12 protein-coding genes and 4 pseudogenes are annotated in these 15,939 nt (G+C 61.5%); 6 read left to right on the forward strand and 10 right to left on the reverse strand.

Going from position 1 to position 15,939, the window contains the following annotated elements; all coding sequences use genetic code 11:
- Window positions 1–121 precede the first annotated feature (121 nt).
- The 4 genes from NKI22_RS02955 to NKI22_RS02970 all read right to left on the reverse strand — a co-directional run bounded on the left by NKI22_RS02955 (window position 122) and on the right by NKI22_RS02970 (window position 2,926).
- A complete protein-coding gene (locus NKI22_RS02955) occupies window positions 122–1,069 on the reverse strand; it encodes an arginase family protein (RefSeq protein ID WP_352716999.1) in 948 nt (315 codons plus the stop codon).
- 295 nt (window positions 1,070–1,364) lie between these two features.
- Window positions 1,365–1,655, reverse strand: coding sequence for a hypothetical protein (locus tag NKI22_RS02960; RefSeq protein WP_352588429.1), 291 nt, complete (start codon window positions 1,653–1,655; stop codon window positions 1,365–1,367).
- A complete protein-coding gene (locus NKI22_RS02965) occupies window positions 1,615–1,866 on the reverse strand; it encodes a hypothetical protein (RefSeq protein ID WP_352958194.1) in 252 nt (83 codons plus the stop codon). Before NKI22_RS02965 ends, NKI22_RS02960 begins: the two co-directional genes overlap by 41 nt.
- Window positions 1,867–2,191: 325 nt before the next feature.
- A complete protein-coding gene (locus tag NKI22_RS02970) occupies window positions 2,192–2,926 on the reverse strand; it encodes a phosphoribosyltransferase (RefSeq protein ID WP_352817732.1) in 735 nt (244 codons plus the stop codon).
- A gap of 285 nt (window positions 2,927–3,211) precedes the next feature.
- On the opposite strand from NKI22_RS02970, the gene NKI22_RS02975 reads away from it, so the two are divergent.
- Window positions 3,212–3,640: a CBS domain-containing protein gene (locus NKI22_RS02975; RefSeq protein ID WP_023677862.1), complete on the forward strand. Its 429-nt coding sequence runs from the start codon at window positions 3,212–3,214 to the stop codon at window positions 3,638–3,640.
- Between the two features lie 90 nt (window positions 3,641–3,730).
- Here the strand turns inward: NKI22_RS02975 and NKI22_RS02980 are convergent, their stop codons facing one another.
- Window positions 3,731–4,210, reverse strand: coding sequence for an Hsp20/alpha crystallin family protein (locus NKI22_RS02980; RefSeq protein ID WP_352480830.1), 480 nt, complete (start codon window positions 4,208–4,210; stop codon window positions 3,731–3,733).
- Between the two features lie 267 nt (window positions 4,211–4,477).
- Between NKI22_RS02980 and NKI22_RS02985 the strand changes: the two genes are divergently transcribed.
- On the forward strand, window positions 4,478–4,915 hold the full coding sequence (locus NKI22_RS02985) for a DUF2267 domain-containing protein (protein ID WP_352641801.1): 438 nt from the start codon (window positions 4,478–4,480) through the stop codon (window positions 4,913–4,915).
- A 48-nt stretch (window positions 4,916–4,963) separates the two neighbouring features.
- On the forward strand, window positions 4,964–5,434 hold the full coding sequence (locus NKI22_RS02990; RefSeq protein WP_023720888.1) for a YbhB/YbcL family Raf kinase inhibitor-like protein: 471 nt from the start codon (window positions 4,964–4,966) through the stop codon (window positions 5,432–5,434).
- 39 nt (window positions 5,435–5,473) lie between these two features.
- Here the strand turns inward: NKI22_RS02990 and NKI22_RS02995 are convergent.
- A pseudogene (locus tag NKI22_RS02995) lies at window positions 5,474–6,950 on the reverse strand (FAD-dependent oxidoreductase).
- A 1-nt stretch (window position 6,951) separates the two neighbouring features.
- On the reverse strand, window positions 6,952–8,001 hold the full coding sequence (locus NKI22_RS03000; RefSeq protein ID WP_352788857.1) for a hypothetical protein: 1,050 nt from the start codon (window positions 7,999–8,001) through the stop codon (window positions 6,952–6,954).
- A gap of 347 nt (window positions 8,002–8,348) precedes the next feature.
- Here NKI22_RS03000 and NKI22_RS03005 point away from each other — a divergent pair.
- Window positions 8,349–9,226, forward strand: a pseudogene (locus NKI22_RS03005) (alpha/beta fold hydrolase).
- A gap of 649 nt (window positions 9,227–9,875) precedes the next feature.
- On the opposite strand, the gene NKI22_RS03010 reads toward NKI22_RS03005, so the two are convergent.
- A complete protein-coding gene (locus NKI22_RS03010) occupies window positions 9,876–10,199 on the reverse strand; it encodes a glycosyltransferase family 9 protein (protein ID WP_245278661.1) in 324 nt (107 codons plus the stop codon).
- A 432-nt stretch (window positions 10,200–10,631) separates the two neighbouring features.
- Here NKI22_RS03010 and NKI22_RS03015 point away from each other — a divergent pair, with 432 nt between their 5' ends.
- The gene (locus NKI22_RS03015; RefSeq protein WP_352547179.1) at window positions 10,632–11,348 is read left to right on the forward strand and encodes a pentapeptide repeat-containing protein; all 717 of its coding nucleotides are present in this window, start codon (window positions 10,632–10,634) and stop codon (window positions 11,346–11,348) included.
- A 381-nt stretch (window positions 11,349–11,729) separates the two neighbouring features.
- Here the strand turns inward: NKI22_RS03015 and NKI22_RS31420 are convergent.
- A pseudogene (locus NKI22_RS31420) lies at window positions 11,730–12,280 on the reverse strand (transposase); the annotation flags it as partial.
- Here NKI22_RS31420 and NKI22_RS31425 point away from each other — a divergent pair.
- Window positions 12,279–12,518, forward strand: a pseudogene (locus NKI22_RS31425) (IS91 family transposase); the annotation flags it as partial. The pseudogenes NKI22_RS31420 and NKI22_RS31425 sit on opposite strands and share 2 nt — an antisense overlap.
- 419 nt (window positions 12,519–12,937) lie before the next feature.
- Here the strand turns inward: NKI22_RS31425 and NKI22_RS03025 are convergent.
- Complete coding sequence (locus NKI22_RS03025; protein WP_023722322.1) at window positions 12,938–15,793, reverse strand: ATP-binding protein; 2,856 nt, start codon at window positions 15,791–15,793, stop codon at window positions 12,938–12,940.
- Window positions 15,794–15,939 lie beyond the last annotated feature (146 nt).

Genomic DNA, 15,939 nt, shown 5'->3' on the forward strand with positions numbered 1-15,939 from the left:
TGAGAACGGTTCCCGATGAGGTGGCATCACGGAATGGATGCGCGCGGCGATCCGTCAGACCGACTGCCATTCGCTCCGGCGGATTGCATTCGTGCACAAGTGCAGGACGACCGCAATTGGCCTACCGGTCGCGAAGTGCAGCAGTCAGAATGTCGATCAGCAGCTTGCCGCAGCGACGATCTGGATCGCGGTCGGGATCATAGATCGTCACCTCCATCCCAATCACGCGTGAATCATTGCACCATGTGCGAAGAGCTTCGACGGCTTCGTCGGGCAAGACACCGCCGGCTTCCGGCGTATCGACAGCCGACATGATCTCGCTGTCCAGCACGTCGACATCGAAGTGAACGAATACACCCTCGACGTCCTGCCCTGCGACCGCGTCAAGCGCTACGCGTGCAGCATCGGCGACGCCGCGCCGCCGCACTTCAGCCAAATCCATCCGGTGAACATCGGTGTCGAAGACGGCCTTGGACGTGTAAGTCGCGGGGTCCTGCACATCGCGGTAGCCGAATGCGACCACGTCGGCCTCACGGAACAAAGGAGTGTGCTCGCCGAAATCGGTCAGGAGCTTCGGTCCATGGCCGGTCACGAAGGCCAAATCCATGCCCGCGGCTCCCTTTGAGGGCGACGTATCCGGCAATTTGAAATCCGTGTGCCCATCGAAAAAGATAAGGCCGTAGCGGCCACGACGCCGTAGCGCGAGCGCGGGGCCAAGCAACACGCTGCAATCGCCGCCGAGTATGAGCAGGAACCCTCCCGAGTTCAGCTCCTCGCCGACGCCTTCGGCAAGCGTCTCGGAATACTGGCGCAGCGCCTGGGCATTGCGCACGCCCGTCGCAGGGTCCACCTCAGGCCGATAGGGCGGAGCCCGAACCGTGCGCAACGGACCGGCGCCCAAACGGTTGGCAAGACCAAGCGATTGAAGTACCTCCGGCGCCTTCCATGCGCCGGGCTCCGGCTCACCCTCCTGCGGCATCAGCCCAAGATTAGAGGGCGCGCCGAGCAAAGCGATATGTCTCGCCTGAGGGGTGGTTCGTGGCATTGTCGTGCTGGCTACTGAGGACATGATCAGAGTTCTCCGCGTTGTGGGCAATAGGCATCTGCTCAAGAAACAGGCTGCGCTTTCCTCCCGGTCTCCCGTCGACTTTGCCGCCGAGTACCTCCGGGGCCTTGCCGCCGAGTACCTCTGGGTCGGTGTTACGCGTAAGGGAACATTTCGAGCGAAGACGTCGATGTTGTCCCGCAGATGCAGTCACTGATTCGCCTTGGGCAGCGGCACCGTCCCACGCTGCAGGAGCGGAGCTCGATACCGGTCGTTTGGGCCATATCGGGTTTCCTAGAGCCGAACTGCCATCTTTGAACTATGCGTGGTGTGCCCGCGTTCTGGCGGCCTTTTGCGCCGCCGCCTTCCTTCCGCTGGCGCCTTTCGTCTCGGCGGCTTTCTTTGCGGCTGCGGAACGCTCCTCAGCCGTCCGGCGCGAGGCCGCACGCTTTGCCTGCTGCGCCAGCGCCTCGTGCGACGCTGTGCTCTTCGGCTCGTGCTCGAGCACCTTGGAGACGGCTTTCGAGACCCGCGGGCGGCGTTTCGGCGTGCGTTCGCCCTGGCCGGCCTCATAGGCGTATTCGGCGCTTTTGCGCGTGCTCTCCTTCACCTTGCCCTTTTTGGGCGGGGGCAGGTCTACGCCTGCGCGTCTCGCCTCGGAAAGCCCCGATGGCGATAGCCTGCTGGGTCGAGCGCGCGCCGTGCTCGCCGCGGCGGATTTTATCGATCTCCTCGTGCACGAACTCGCCGGCCTGCGTGCTCGGCGATTTGCCCTCGCGCTTGTCCTTTCGGGCCTTCTCGATGGTTTTCTTGTCCGGCATTGTCTTTCTCCCAACTAGGGGTTGCGACAGCCATTTGGGTTGCAGCTGCGCGCTGTTTTACGAGGACCTTAACGCGTTGAGGACGCAAATGATCCCGGGACTGGTGATCCAACCTCCAGCTGTCAGGACGTGGACGCCGATCTGTCCGAAATCAGATGGCGCAAGAACCATCGGCTCGCGAGATCCGCGACTTCGTCCAGCGCTGCCATGGGCGAAGAGCACAAGGCCGCGGGCATCCGGGGTAACGAAAGATTGCCCTCGTGCGTGATAGGCCCCGCGGGAACATGCACGACGTGCTCGCTATCCCGGTCCATATCCACCTCCGCTATGTCGATCTGGTGCCAGGCGCCGGACCCGCACTCGCGTGCCCAGCCAATTCCTCTTCGGAAGCGGCAGGTTTGTCGGAAGCGGAAGGCTTGGGCACGGACCTGGCGAGGAGCGCGCGGACCTCTTCATCGCTCGTCTGTGAGAAATCCACGTACCACCGCCCGACACCGAGCAGCGGCTCTGGTGTCGTCGCGCAAACGACCTCGTCGGCGTCCGCCCGCATCGCGTCGCAAGTGTCGGGGCTACCGACGGGAACGGCCGCGACGATATGGGCGGCGTGGTTTTTTCGCAGCGCCTTGATCCCGGCCCGCATGGTCGATCCGGTCGCAAGCCCGTCATCCACGAGGATAATGGTTCGTCCATTCAACTGCGGTGGGGGTCGCCCGTTCCTATAGAGGTGCTCGCGGCGCAGAAGCTCTTTTTCCTCCTTTGCGGCGACCGCGTCGATGACATGTGGCGGGATCGCGAGACCGCTGACGATTTCGTCGTTCAGGACACGTACGCCTGCGGGCGCGACCGCTCCCATGGCCAGCTCCTCGTGACCGGGGACGCCGAGCTTGCGCACGACGAAGACGTCGAGCGGTGCCTTGAGCGCCTGCGCGACCTCGTAGCCGACCGGCACGCCGCCTCTGGGCAGCGCCAACACGGTCACGTCGTCGCGCCCGGCAAAGCGAACGAGCTCTCCGGCGAGTCGCCGCCCGGCCTCGCGGCGATCTGAAAAGATGATAGCCATGATCTCCAATCCGCGTGCATCTGTTTTTCCGGTGGATGTTTTTCACCAGCCTGCGGCGACATCCCGTGGGATGGCTGCGACGCCGGTTACCGTTTTGGAACTCGCTCGCTGCCTGGACGTTCCAAGAATAGTTTCAATCGCGAGGTGCCGGCACGTGCATTGGCGCGGGATCGAGAGGATAGCGATCGCACAAGCCTCGTCCGGCCAGCTGGCAATCTCGCGATGCGCGGCAACAGCGCGATTGGCGACTTGTTGCCTCAGCAATCAGAGAGAGGAAATATTCCCATGCAAGTTCAGGAGATCATGAGCCGTCGGACCGAACTGGTCGGCCCGAACACGACAATCAGGGATGCCGCCCGGAAAATGCGGGCCGACAATCTCGGTGCCCTTCCGGTCGGCGAGAATGACAGGCTGGTCGGGATGGTGACGGACCGCGACATCGTGATGCGCGGCGTCGCCGAGGAGCGCTCAGCCGGCAACACGACCGTTCGCGAGGTCATGTCCGAGCATGTCTATTGGTGCTTCGACGATGCCGATATCACCGATGCGGCGAAGATCATGGCCAAGCATCAGGTGCGTCGTCTTCCGGTGATCAACCACGACAAGCGCCTCGTCGGCGTCATTGCCCTGGCCGACCTCGGGCGGACCGATGAGGAAGCCGCCAAGATCGCTCTCGAAGGCGTTTCCGAGGCGACGGACGATCCCCGGCGCTAGACGCTCGCCCTGAGCGGTTGCCGCCGTGCTCGCCGCTCTCCTTCCACAGGGGCTGAACGCCGCCTGCTGAGGCAGCCTTCAGTTTGGCAACTATCGCGCTTTCACTTCTATGCGGCGTGTTTTGTCCTTTGCAGCGGGATTCTTCGGAAGCTCGACAGCCAAAACGCCGTTCCTGAAAGTGGCCTGCACCTTGTCGGCATCGATCTCCGTTTCCAGGAGGATGGTCCGCTGAAACCGGCCATAACTGCGTTCGCTGTAAGTGCGGCCGCCGTCGCCTTCCTTGTGCTCCGAACGCTTCTCGCCTGTAATGGAGAGGGTGTTGTCGCGCAGCTCGAGCTCAACATCCTTCTGCTCGAGCCCCGGCAATTCGGCGGTGACCTTATAGGCTTGGTCTGTTTCATATACGTCGACGCTCGGCCAAAGACCGCCCGCCGTAGTCGCTTCGGCCATTGGCGCAAAGAAGTCGTCGAACAGGCGATCAATCTGCCGGTGAAATGACGTGAGCGGGTCTCGCGCGGATGGGTAGAGGCTGCGCGATGGCGTCCTGGGCGCCAAATCGTGATGTGCCATGGTTCTTCTCCTGTTTCTCGTGTCTGCATCACTCGTCGCCATGTGATCGGCGACGGCAAATAAAACTCGTCCGCCCATGAGGATGTTCCGAGCGCCGGCCAAGAAAGGCGGTCGAAAAAACAGCGGCAAAAAGCCGGCCCGAATTCCCTCCTGGCGGAACCTCCGACAATGAATGCGCGTCAGGGCATGCCCATCGGGGAACAACGGGCAGGTACGGCTGTTTGGTCGTATCAGCCGTAGTCGGATTTGAATGGAAGGAGGATTTCGATGAACGCCACTGGACTCGACGTATTCGACAAGACGCTGCAGATCACGAACATCTGGCTCGACGAGATCATGGACGAGATTGGGCCGGATCGGCAGGTCGCCTGGCACGTTCTCGGAGCGGTGCTGCACGCCTTGCGGGACCGTATGCAGCCGGATCTTGCAGCGCACCTCGGCTCGCAGCTGCCGATTCTGGTGCGCGGCGCCTTCTATGACCAATATCAGCCTTCCAAAGCTCCCGAGAAGATGCGGTCGCTCGACGAGTTTCTGGCCAAGATCAAGGCGGAGCTGGAATTTACCCGTCCGGTCGATTCCAAGGATGCATTCAGGGTCGTGTCCAAGGTGCTCGCCCATCACGTCGGAGAAGGACAGATGCACAAGGTCTGCGAATCCCTGCCAGGAGAGATAAGACGCGTCGCCGAAGCTCAGCAAGCGGCGTGAACGGCGCGGCGCGGGTTTCTCGGTCGCAACCTCCTTGGGGAAATAGCAATGCCACTTACCCTTATCAGCCCGGCGTTCCCGGCAGGCGGAACAATTCCCGAAAAATATGCGCGTGACGGCCAGAACGTCTCGCCGCCGCTGAAGTGGTCCGGTGTTCCGGATGGTACCAAGAGCCTTGTTCTTGTCGTGCAGGATCCCGATGCACCAAGCGGGGTTTTCGCGCACTGGGCGGTCTTCAATATCCCGCCGGATGCCGGCGGACTCGCCGAGGCCGAAGACGGCAAGCCCGGCCCGTCGGCACTCAGGCAAGGCACCAACGATTTCGGCAATGCCTATTACGATGGTCCGCAGCCGCCTGCAGGGCACGGCGTCCACCATTACCACTTCCTACTGGCCGCGCTCGATGTGCCGAGCCTCAGCGTACCAGGACAGGCGGGCGTGCATCAGGTCTGGAAGCAAGCCCAGAAACACGCATTGGAGGAGACGGAGTTGGTCGGAACCTACGAACGGCCGGCGTGACGCGGGCCGCGCCGATCGCCGCCTTCACAGTGGCCGCCTTCACAATGTAATCTGGGCAAGCGGTTTTCGGGCAGGGCCGTGGATGACCGAACCGTCGGCGGCGAAGATCGAGCCGTGGCAGGGACAATCCCAGGTGTGGTCCGCATTGTTCCAGGTTACGGTGCAGCCTTTGTGGGTGCAGGTCGCCGAAACCGCCTGGAGTGCGCCTTCGGTGTCTCTCCAGGCCGCAATCTTTTCGTCTCCCCTGACGATCACGCCACCCATGCCGGGCGCAATGTCGTGGGTGCTCGAGACGATCGATTGACTGCGGCCATTCTTGTGGAAGTCCTCGGGATAGGGCCGCGCCGGATCGTAGAGTTTTTGCCATGGGCTCGGGCGGGCGCAGATCAGGTCGGCTATCATCGTGCCCACGGCCGTCCCGTTGGTGATGCCCCAGGCGTTAAAGCCCGTGGCAATGTGGAAGCCGGCGGCCTTGGTGGGATCGGGTTCGCCGGCGTATGGGATCCTGTCGGCCGTATCATAATCCTCATTGCACCAGCGCCACGCGACGTCGCCGACCGGAAGGTTCTTTCTTGTCCATTTTTCCAGTTCGACAAACCGCTTCGCCACGTCGCCATCCCAGCCGGTGTTGAATTTGGGGCCAAGCGTGACCAGCAGTGGACCTTCGGCATCACGGCCTGTGCGAATGGAATGCGTCGGCTCGTCGATGCCGATGAACATGCCGTCGAACAGGGAGGGGATCATCGGTCCGAAAGGCCATCACGGTGTGGCAGCGCGGTTGCGTCCGGTTCGCCATGCCGACGGGGCTCTTCACCGTCATGTTGGTGGAGACGACGACGTGCCCGGCATCAACGGCGCCGCCATCGGTGACGACGCGCCAGCGGCTTGCTTCGTCGATCGAGGTGGCGCGGCTGTTTTCAAAGATCCGACCGCCACGGGCCGTCACCGCTTCCGCCAGACCAACCAGATACATCGCCGGATTGAACTGCGCCTGGTCGGGGAACCGTAATGCCGCGGCCGTTTCGAAAGGCAGCGGTGCGCGTTCGAGAACCTCGGCCTCTAGCCCGACCTGGCGCGCGGCCTCCGCCTCGGCCGCGACCTCCGCGCGCCGGCGATCGTCGCAGGTGTAGGTATAAGCTTCCTTGCTCTCGAGATCGCAGGCGATGGCGTAGTTGTTAACCCAATCGCGGATTTGTCGGGCGCCGGCGGAATTCGCATCGGCGTAGACCTGGGCCAACTCCCGGCCGACAGTGTCGATGAGATGACGATAGATCAGCGTATGCTGCGTGGTGATCTTGGCCGTCGAGCGGCCGGTCACCTGGCCGCCCGTGCGCAGGCCTTCGAGGACGACCACCGATCGGCCCGCCTCGCAAAGCCGAAGCGCCGTCGTCAGCCCGACAATTCCAGCCCCCACGACAACGGCGTCCGCATGGATCGAACCTTCGAGCTGGGGATAGTTCGTGGATCTGGCTGCCGCCACCCAACAGCTTCCCGGTTTTCCCAAGAGAATGGCCATTTCAACCGCGTTCCTTGCGTCTCGGTGCACTTCCATCGACAACCGCGCCGGCAGAGGAACGTTCCCGAGCTTGGTCGCTTTCAATCATTGTCTCGCCGCCCCGGGTCAGAAAAGCACCAGGAAGATGTGAGGTGCAGGCCATCACCCACGTGATCGCCTCGCGGTCGTATTCGTCGCCGGAGCGCCAGTCCTCGAAGAAGGCGTTCAGCCTATCGACACGCCCCGGCCAGATACCGGCGGCCTGCAGGCCGAGCGAAACGCCGTAATTGGTGAAGGCGAACTTGGTGTCGCCCAGCCATGGCGCACGGCTGAAATAGCCGGGCGGGTCGACCCATATCGTTTCCAGGGTTCGCAGGGAACGCCTCGTCTGGGCCTCGGCCCACGGCTCGTCGGGAAAGAAATGGGCGAGCCACAGCATCATGCCGAGGCCGAGGTCCTGCTCGATGTCGAGGGTGCGCCAATCGCGCTGCATCAGATCACGCATTTGCGCGATCTCGGGCGCCAGTGCGTCCTCATCGAGCGTCCGGTAAGAGACGTAGCCGTCATAGGCATCCATGCTGCCGAGACCGTAGCCAGGATATGGGCTGCTTAGATCCTCCTGCATCTTCCAGATCACACCGCGGCCGGGGACCACAAATGCCGGGTGAATGTCACGCGCCAGCGCAATGCCGCGCTTGCGGTATTCCGGCTTCAGATCGCCGAGGCGCGCCAAGGCGAACAGCCACATCGCGAGATAGTGGAAGTACTGGCCGTCGCGATCGGCCGCTTCGCCGATCCTCAGTCCGCGCCGGCGGCCGAGCACACGCTCGACATCGGCGACCAGCCGCTCGGCCGCGTCCAGCCAGCGCTGTTCGCCAGTTTCTGTGTAAAGCGAGACGTAGAGCACGACCCCGAATGCATCGGTCCACAGATATCGCAAGCCGTTGGGCCAGATGCCTTCGGCGCGCATCCAGTCGAGTTTTCGCAGGACGTAGTCGACGTCACGCAGCATCGTGCCAAAGCCCGAACTGGCCGAGCCGGCCGATGTTCGGTGTCGCGCGATTGTGAGCATGCAGAATTTCGAGCATGTCTCTCCTCCGTTGCTGTCGATCTGGCCAGATACCGCGAAACGATCTGATCGGCGGCAGGTTCCTTGGCGCTTTCAACGGCGCGACCGGGAACCCTCCGCCTGGTCATAAGTTTGCGAATTGGCCTTGGACGGTGCGGGGACCACGTGGCCCGAACTCATGCCCGGACTGGCCGAGCGGAGCAGTACAGAAAGCGACAATCGCGCGAACAAGACAAAGTGCACTGTCACCGTATTTGTGTTTTGGAAGTCAGTTGCCGCGTCTATTTTTCCACGGAACCTTCCAGCGAGAGCATCGTAAACAACGGGATGCGGGAGGTTGCAGCCTTTCGATCGAGGAGGCAAAATTGCGACACCGCCAAGTCAAAGTTAACGGAGACGCTATTTTCTTTCGCGAGGACGGCCCGGCCGACGCTCCGGTGCTTCTGCTGCCGCACGGCTATCCCTGCTCGTCCTATCAGTTTCGAAGGCTGATGCCTGGACTGGCAGATCGCTGGCACACGTTCGCGCCGGATTTTCCTGGCTTCGGTTACAGCGCCACGCCCGACATGGCTGCATTCGGCTACGATTTCGATGCCTATGCCGGGTTTCTGGCGGCTTTCGCTGACGCGCTCGGCCTATCCCGCTATGCGCTGTGGCTGCACGACTATGGCTCGCAGATCGGATTGCGCCACGCCATCGCCTATCCGGAGCGCGTTGCCGCGCTTATCATCCAGAACGGCGACATCTACGAAGACGTGCTCGGCCCGAAATACGCAGCCATCAAGATGTATTGGAACGACAAGACGTCCGAGAAGCATCGCCCGCTGGAAGATGCGGTCAGCGAGGAGGGCTTCCGGCACGAGTTCATCGGTGAAGTTGGCGAGGCCGTGGCCGAGCGCGTGCCACCGGATCTTGGAAACTCCATTGGCCTCTGATGGACACGCCAGCCCGTCGGCGGCTTGCGGTCGGCCTGATGGAGAAGCTGGAGGGGAACCTCAACTGGTTCCCGAAATACCAAGCTTATCTGCGCAAACGGCAACCGCCGACACTGATCGTCTGGGGTCCCGAGGACGGCTATATGCCGGCCGCATCGGCCCGCGCCTACAAACGCGACTTACCGCAAGCTGAGTTCCACCTCCTCGATGGCGCCGGCCACTGGCTACTGGAAACCCATTTCGATGAGGCGCTTGCGTTGGTGCGCGACTTCCTTGCACGCGTCCACGGCTGATGACCGATGCATCCCTCGGGTAACCTATTGAAAGCATGGTGAACCGACCGGTCTGTGGCGAACCAGTCTCCGTTTGATTTCCTGCTAACAGGCAAAAAGCAGGATATTTGTGCGAAATGCGCGCTTTGGGCGGGCAGAACATCAATATCTTGTAGCGATGTCAGCTACTTAGTGGGAGATTTCCTGCGCGAGGCGTCAGGGAATATCGACCAGATTTGCGTGAATATTCGCGGCCGCCGGTGAATTAACAGGGAAATCCGTTGTCGTTATGTGGGATGCGATTGCCGTTAGCTGGGATCGAATGTTCGTTATCCGGGAACGCGCTGCCGTCTTGCGGAAAATGAACGCGCAATAACGGTTCGAATCGCGCTTGCGAGGGAATGCAATGCTCTCACCCGGAAAGACATTGTCATAGCGCGGGAGGCGATTGTCGACTCGCAAGAGGCTATCTCAAGGCGATGAGCAGTAACCGACGGCGGGGGTGAATAGGGGTATTTTGCTGACTTGGCCGTTCATGAGACGCAGAGTGTAGTTTACGATATCTCGGTTCTGGATCGAGGCCCGGCTTTGATCTGATGGACCTAGGCCGCTCGCCGTCGATCCGGCCAGTTGTTAGGTCCGCCGCTTCAACGAACTAGCTGAGCTGAGCTTAACGATTCGGTATTGATTTGAGCGTTTCGAACTCGATCAGGTCGAGGGTAGCTGTGGTGACCTCCTCTACTCGCACGCGATGCACACAGTAGACGCCACCGGGATTGTTCGGCTTGCACAAGTTGGGAGCAGCGCATTGGCAGGGCAGCCGAGGCGCCACGATCCGATGCGGAACTCCGAGCGGCCCCCATATGTCCGGCGGTGTCAAGCCGTAAAGGCCGACGACAGGAGTCCCTACTGATGCCGCCAGATGCATGGAACCACTCTCATTTGCTAGAAAGATAACGGCGTCGCCAAGCAATGCCGTCAGTGCGACTAGCACCCCGTGCCGGGTCAACCTCGCCGTCGGGAAGTACCGACCGGTGCGGAACCAAGCGGATTCACGCTTGTCGGCAGCGGACGCCGGCGGTGGCGGTCTGCACTCGAGCAGGCTCCCAATTAGCGAGACAAACGTCCAGAGCGGAGGCCAATCTTGGCACGCGACTTCGCCAGCCTGAACGACCGCTCTCCTCGGCTTAGTCAAGCATACCTACGGAATGATGCGCCTGGCCGGTGACAAATGAATCTCTGCTGGACCGCCGATGATATGGGGAGGCGCTCGCAAATCGCGCCCTACGCGCGGGTTGATCGGTGGAACAACATCAAAGCTTGAATATGAGAAATGCGCTAACTGTGACGGCGGTGGTCACCGTGGCTCGAGTGTCAGCAGATGTGGTAAGGGTGAGTGTCGGCGAGTAGCAGAGGTCCAGCAACAATGACTTTGAGGCGAACCAGAGCTTACGGCATATCCGGCTTGGTTCTAGCGGTTTGCACTGTGTTTGCTTGGCAGAACGCCGCTGCCGCTCAAAATTGCGACGCAGCCGCGACGCCTGGCGTCAATTGGCAAGAGTGTGACAAGAAGCTTCTCATCCTAGATGGACAGGACCTGAGCGGGGCGAACCTGTTCGGTGTTGATTTCACTTCGACCGACCTCAGGAACACCAATCTCCGTGCGGCAAATCTTGAGAAGGCAACTCTTGTGCGTGCTTCCTTGGCCGACTCGACCGCCAAAGGCGCCCGGTTCGACAGAATCGAGGGCTACAGGACCGACTTCAGCCGTATGGACGCGCAGGGCGCTGTGTTTGCGAGCGCGGAAATGCAGCGCTCGAATTTCCAGGACGCCAATCTGACCAATGTTGATTTCACAAAGGCAGAACTGGGGCGTGCGCAGTTCCATGACGCCGATATCAGCGGCAGCCGCTTCTCGTTTGCCAATCTCGCACGGGCGGACTTCCGAGGAGCGAGGTTCACCGCGCCGATAGACTTTGACCGCGCCTTTTTCTTTCTGACCCGTATCGAGGGTGTCGATCTTTCCAATTCGGCGGGTCTGTCCCAGTGGCAGCTCAACATGGCTTGCGGAGACGCCCGGACCGAGTTGCCTTCTGGCTTGACGAGGCCTGAAGATTGGCCCTGTCAATTCCAGCAGGAATAGTTGTCGGCAAGCGAACTGCGGCAATGCTGCACCCGACAGGATTCGAACCTGTAACTTCTGCCTTCGGAGGGCGCAGATCGTCCGCCAAAGTGGCACGTTTCTGCGGTATTGCTATTGGCGAAATCGCGGCCGAAGGGTGTTTGTGCCCCTTCCGTTCACCGCTACCGGTTCAATCGAACCGGTAGCTCCTGTCCGAATAAGTGGCAGCAACTCTTGTATCGTCGAGAATGACTACCATCGTCGTGATTATCATTCAGAAGCCTGGCACCAACGCGTCGATCATACTCGCCTCGCAGCACTTGACATAGGCCGCGGCATCTTGGGGGCTTAAGCTTTCGTCGGTCAAACGCCTGTCGAATGCATCTAGAGTATCCGTCTTGGTCAAGGAAGGGATGGCGACCATTTCCGGTCGTCCCTGATGAGGGCGTTAGCGAGAACGACGAGCTTTCTCATGATGGCGGTTATGGCGAGTTTTGCAGGTTTTCCGCCGTCTCGGAGGTCTTGGTATTTTGTCTTGAGTGACTGATTGAAACGGACCGCGACGAGGGCTGGCATGTAGAGCGCCTGCCTGACCGACGATCTTCCTCCCCGGATGAAGCACTTGCCCTTCCACTGCCCCGACTGGCGATCGACCGGTGCGAGGCCGGCGAGGCTTGCGACCTGTTTGTTGGCAAGGGTTCCCAACTCCGGCATGTCGGCGATGATGGCGAAGGCTGTGACTTCGCCAAGACGCCTGGGATACTAGTGAGGATGTCGAAGCGACGGACAAGATCTGGCTCGCGGGCGACCAGCGTACGATACTCGGCGTCGATCGCATTGATCTGGGTGGTGATTTGCCTGAGCCGCTGCTCGGCCTGGCGCTTCAAAAGCGGGATGGTCAGGTTCTTCTGCCTGTTCTGCGCGGCGGTACGGTCCTTGACCAATGCGCGGCGCATCCGTCACTATGGACTGCTCGCCGGCTCCGCCCGCAAAGCCAGCCTCGCACTCGCGCGCAAACTGCTGGGCGTCGCTCCGCCGCCCGAAAACGACACTCCAGAAGAACCGGCTGACGTCCGCCCGCCTTGCCCTTGCTGCGGCGGGCGCATGGTGGTCATCGAGAGGTTCGAACGGTGGTGCCAGCCTCGTGCGCCGCCAACCTCACGAGCGCCGAACCGGGAGAACACCTCATGACCCGGCATGACCAAGTTGCTCGTACGACCGCGCCACGCCGGCGACGGTCAACGGGATGTTATGTGCACATTGCCGTCGAGCCGGTCGTCACGCACACCAATCCCGTCGGAATCAACGCTCCAGGCTCTGCGACCGGGCCCGGAAGCCGCTTCCACGACATGCCCACCGCATCCTATGCGGAAGTTCGCCCCAGGCGCTGGCACGCTCCGAAACACAAATCCCCATAGGCCGTCGTCTGCGGCCCGCGGGTTCCTGCATGAGAGACTTTCGTACGCCTGACGGCACCCGAAACCCTTCAGCATGTCGGTCATTCAGCCAGCCACTCCTGTCCTCCCGAAGCCGACATTAATAGTGCCCACACCACCGTCGAAATTGCGCCGAGAGGGGACGACACCATTAGGAGAAGTGGCATTGAGGCTCTACCTCAGTGTCGCCAGCAGGTGTTCGGCAGCCCCGACATCCGCCGTATTCAGGCTCTCCACAAAATACGCCGCAACCGACTGCAAGAGCTCGCGAGCGCTGTTGATCTCCCCGCGCCCGGCCATCAGCGTCGCCATGTCGATTGCGGTTCGCAACTCCCATGCCCGTGCGCGCTGACTTCGGCTCAACTCCAGTGCCTGCATGAGGTAGGCGGCAGCTTCATCACGGTTGCGCTCCGACTGGAGAAGGAGGCTTCCCTTCATCCGTAGCAACTCCGGGAGGTACAACTGGTCGCCGTTCTTTTCGACTTGACCAAGCGACTCGTCGATCAACGCAATGGCTTCATCAACCTGACCGATCGCGGACAGTCCCCTAACTAGCGAGAGGTTGAGCGGCGTCGTGAGCAATTCATAAGGCGCCGCGTGGAGCTTCCGAAGAGATGTCTGCAGGCCCTCGACGCCGCTTTTTGCATCGCCGTGACGGATCGCGACTTCGCTTTTGAAGCCCCGACCGACCAGCAGGTAAGGAGTCATGGAATGGGATTCCGCGCGGGCGATGAGCATATCTATGTACGCCTCGGCGCTCTTCAGGTCACCGGTCCACAGGAAGACCGATATCGCCCAGATCAACGCGATCGCCAACGTTAGAGAATGATCCATGGCGGCAGCCTCTTCGACGGCCTGTCGGGCGTGTGCCATGGCTTGGTCCGGATGGCCTTGTAGCCAAAGGTTCCTCGCCAGGATGGCCCTGGCCAGGATTTTGCCTTCGAAGCCCAGATAGATCGTCGTGGTCCGCTGGGAGCGCGGCCCACGGTCGAGCGCCGCCTCCAGCTCTGCGCGGGCCTCCGCGAGGTCGCCTCGCAGGTGGAGCGAGATGCCCAGGATCGAGTGTGCCAGCGCGTTGACGACCGAGTCGTCCAAGGTCGCGGCTGTGGCTGAACAACGCCTTGCAAACTCAAGGGCGGTTGCGAAATTGCCCGTCCGCAGATGGAACATGTTGAGCGAACCCAACAGACGCACCCGGTCCAGCGGATCGCCGCGCTGCTCGGCGATCGCCAGGCTCCTCTCCAGAGCTACGCGCGCCCTGTCGCGTCCTCCCCGCATGAACATGAAGGACACGCCGAGGGCTGCCTGAAGATGCATCTCGTCAAGTCCGCCAAGGGCGGCATCGTCGAAAGCGAATATTGCTCTTTCAGACCAGCGATGACACTCCGGCAACAAGGACATTGCCAGGAAAACCGGCGCGACAGCGCTGGCGAGTCCGACGCCGATGTCGGCGTTTCCGCTGTCGCCGAAGCACCATTCCAGGGCAGCCCGGACATTGTTGATGGCGGCGAAGTGGGGCGCCCGCTCCTCACCGGTCGCCAGGCTTGGCCACTCGATCCCGGTCTGCTCCAGCCATCTCCGATAGTAGGCGGCGTGGCGCACTGCCAGATCGGCAGCCTCGGCGTCATCGATCCGGATGTCGAGAACGTAGGCGCGCGTCGTATCGAGGAGCCTGTAGCGCATCATTGCTCCAACCGGACGCGTCGCCACGATCGATTTGGCGACAAGACTGTCCATGGCGCCAAGGACGGTCGATCGGTCGAGGGTCGCGCTCGTCACGACCTCCAGGGCGGCATCGAGCGTGAAATGACCGACGAATACAGCGAGCCTGCGAAGCACCACGCGCTCAACGTCGGTCAGGAGCCCAAAGCTCCAGTCTAGTGTCGCCTGCAAGGTCTGCTGACGCGGCGGCGCTGTCCGTGAACCGAGCCACAGCAGTGTCAGGCGTTGATCGAGAAGCGCGGCTGTCTGCTGCAGCCCATAGGATTCGACACGTCTGGCCGCCAGTTCGATCGAGAGCGCCACCCCGTCAAGCTTTCGGCAGATGCTTGCGATGATCAAGGCCTCGGCGTCGCCGACGTCCAAACGAGCGCCCCCTGCCACCGCTCGCTCGACGAACAGTTGGGTGGCCGGGAATGTCTGGACGATGGCCGCCGTTAGCCCCGGTTCGTCGGGCGGAAACGCAAGCGCATCCAACCGGCAGATATGTTCGCCCTCGACCCGAAGCGCCTCGCGGCTCGTCGCCAGGATGTAGACCTGTGACGCCGCATCGACGATGCTCGAGGCCAGAGGCGCCACCGCATCCACGAGATGCTCACAGGTATCGAGGATCAAGAGAATCCGCTTGTTGCGCAAGTAAGCGATCAGGTTGGGCGTCGCATCCTCTGTTTGAACCGTTAGTCCAAGCATCGAGGCGACGGCTGTCGTCACCAGACCGGGATCGCCGATCATTCCCAGATCGACGAACAAGACCGCCCCTGAAAATGCTTCGATCAGGTGATGCCCGACTGCGATCGCGACGGTGGTTTTGCCGACGCCACCGGCGCCAACGATGGTGACGAACCGCGAAGCATTCAGCTGCACCGACAGCTTAAGAACATCCTCGTCCCGTCCGACCATCCGGCTCAAGCGGTTTGGAAGATTCGCGTGCGGAAACTCAGCGGCAATGAATAGGGCTTCGTCGCGTGGGCTGTTTAATCGCAAAACCGGCGCAACGAAGCAATAGCCCCGCCCCGGAAGCGTCGCGATGTACCGCGCGCCATCCTTTCCATCGCCCAGCGCCCTGCGCAGTCCGGTCATGTGGAACCGCAGGCTGCCTTCCTCGACGACGACATCCGGCCAAACCCGCGACATTAGATCTTTCTTGCTGACGACTTCATTCGGTGCAGAGGTCAGGACTATGAGAATGTCGATGGCGCGCGAACCCAACTCTACGGGAGCGCCTTCTCTTGTCAGGAGCCTTTCACCCGCAGCAAAATGGAAAGGGCCAAACGACAATCTGTCTTTGGCTTGTATTCCCGTTTTCGTCATGGCGTCTTCTTTTGGAGCCGCCTGCACCCAGCGCCGCAGTTTAAGTCAAGGAGCGCTCCTGCACCATAGGGAGTCTCACAGTCTAGGCGCCTCCTATCTGCTCAAAAAAGCGGCAGGCTGGCAGCGGCTAACACAAGCTCACGACG

It is taken from the genome of Mesorhizobium sp. M0778 (assembly GCF_040320105.1).
Lineage (GTDB): Bacteria > Pseudomonadota > Alphaproteobacteria > Rhizobiales > Rhizobiaceae > Mesorhizobium.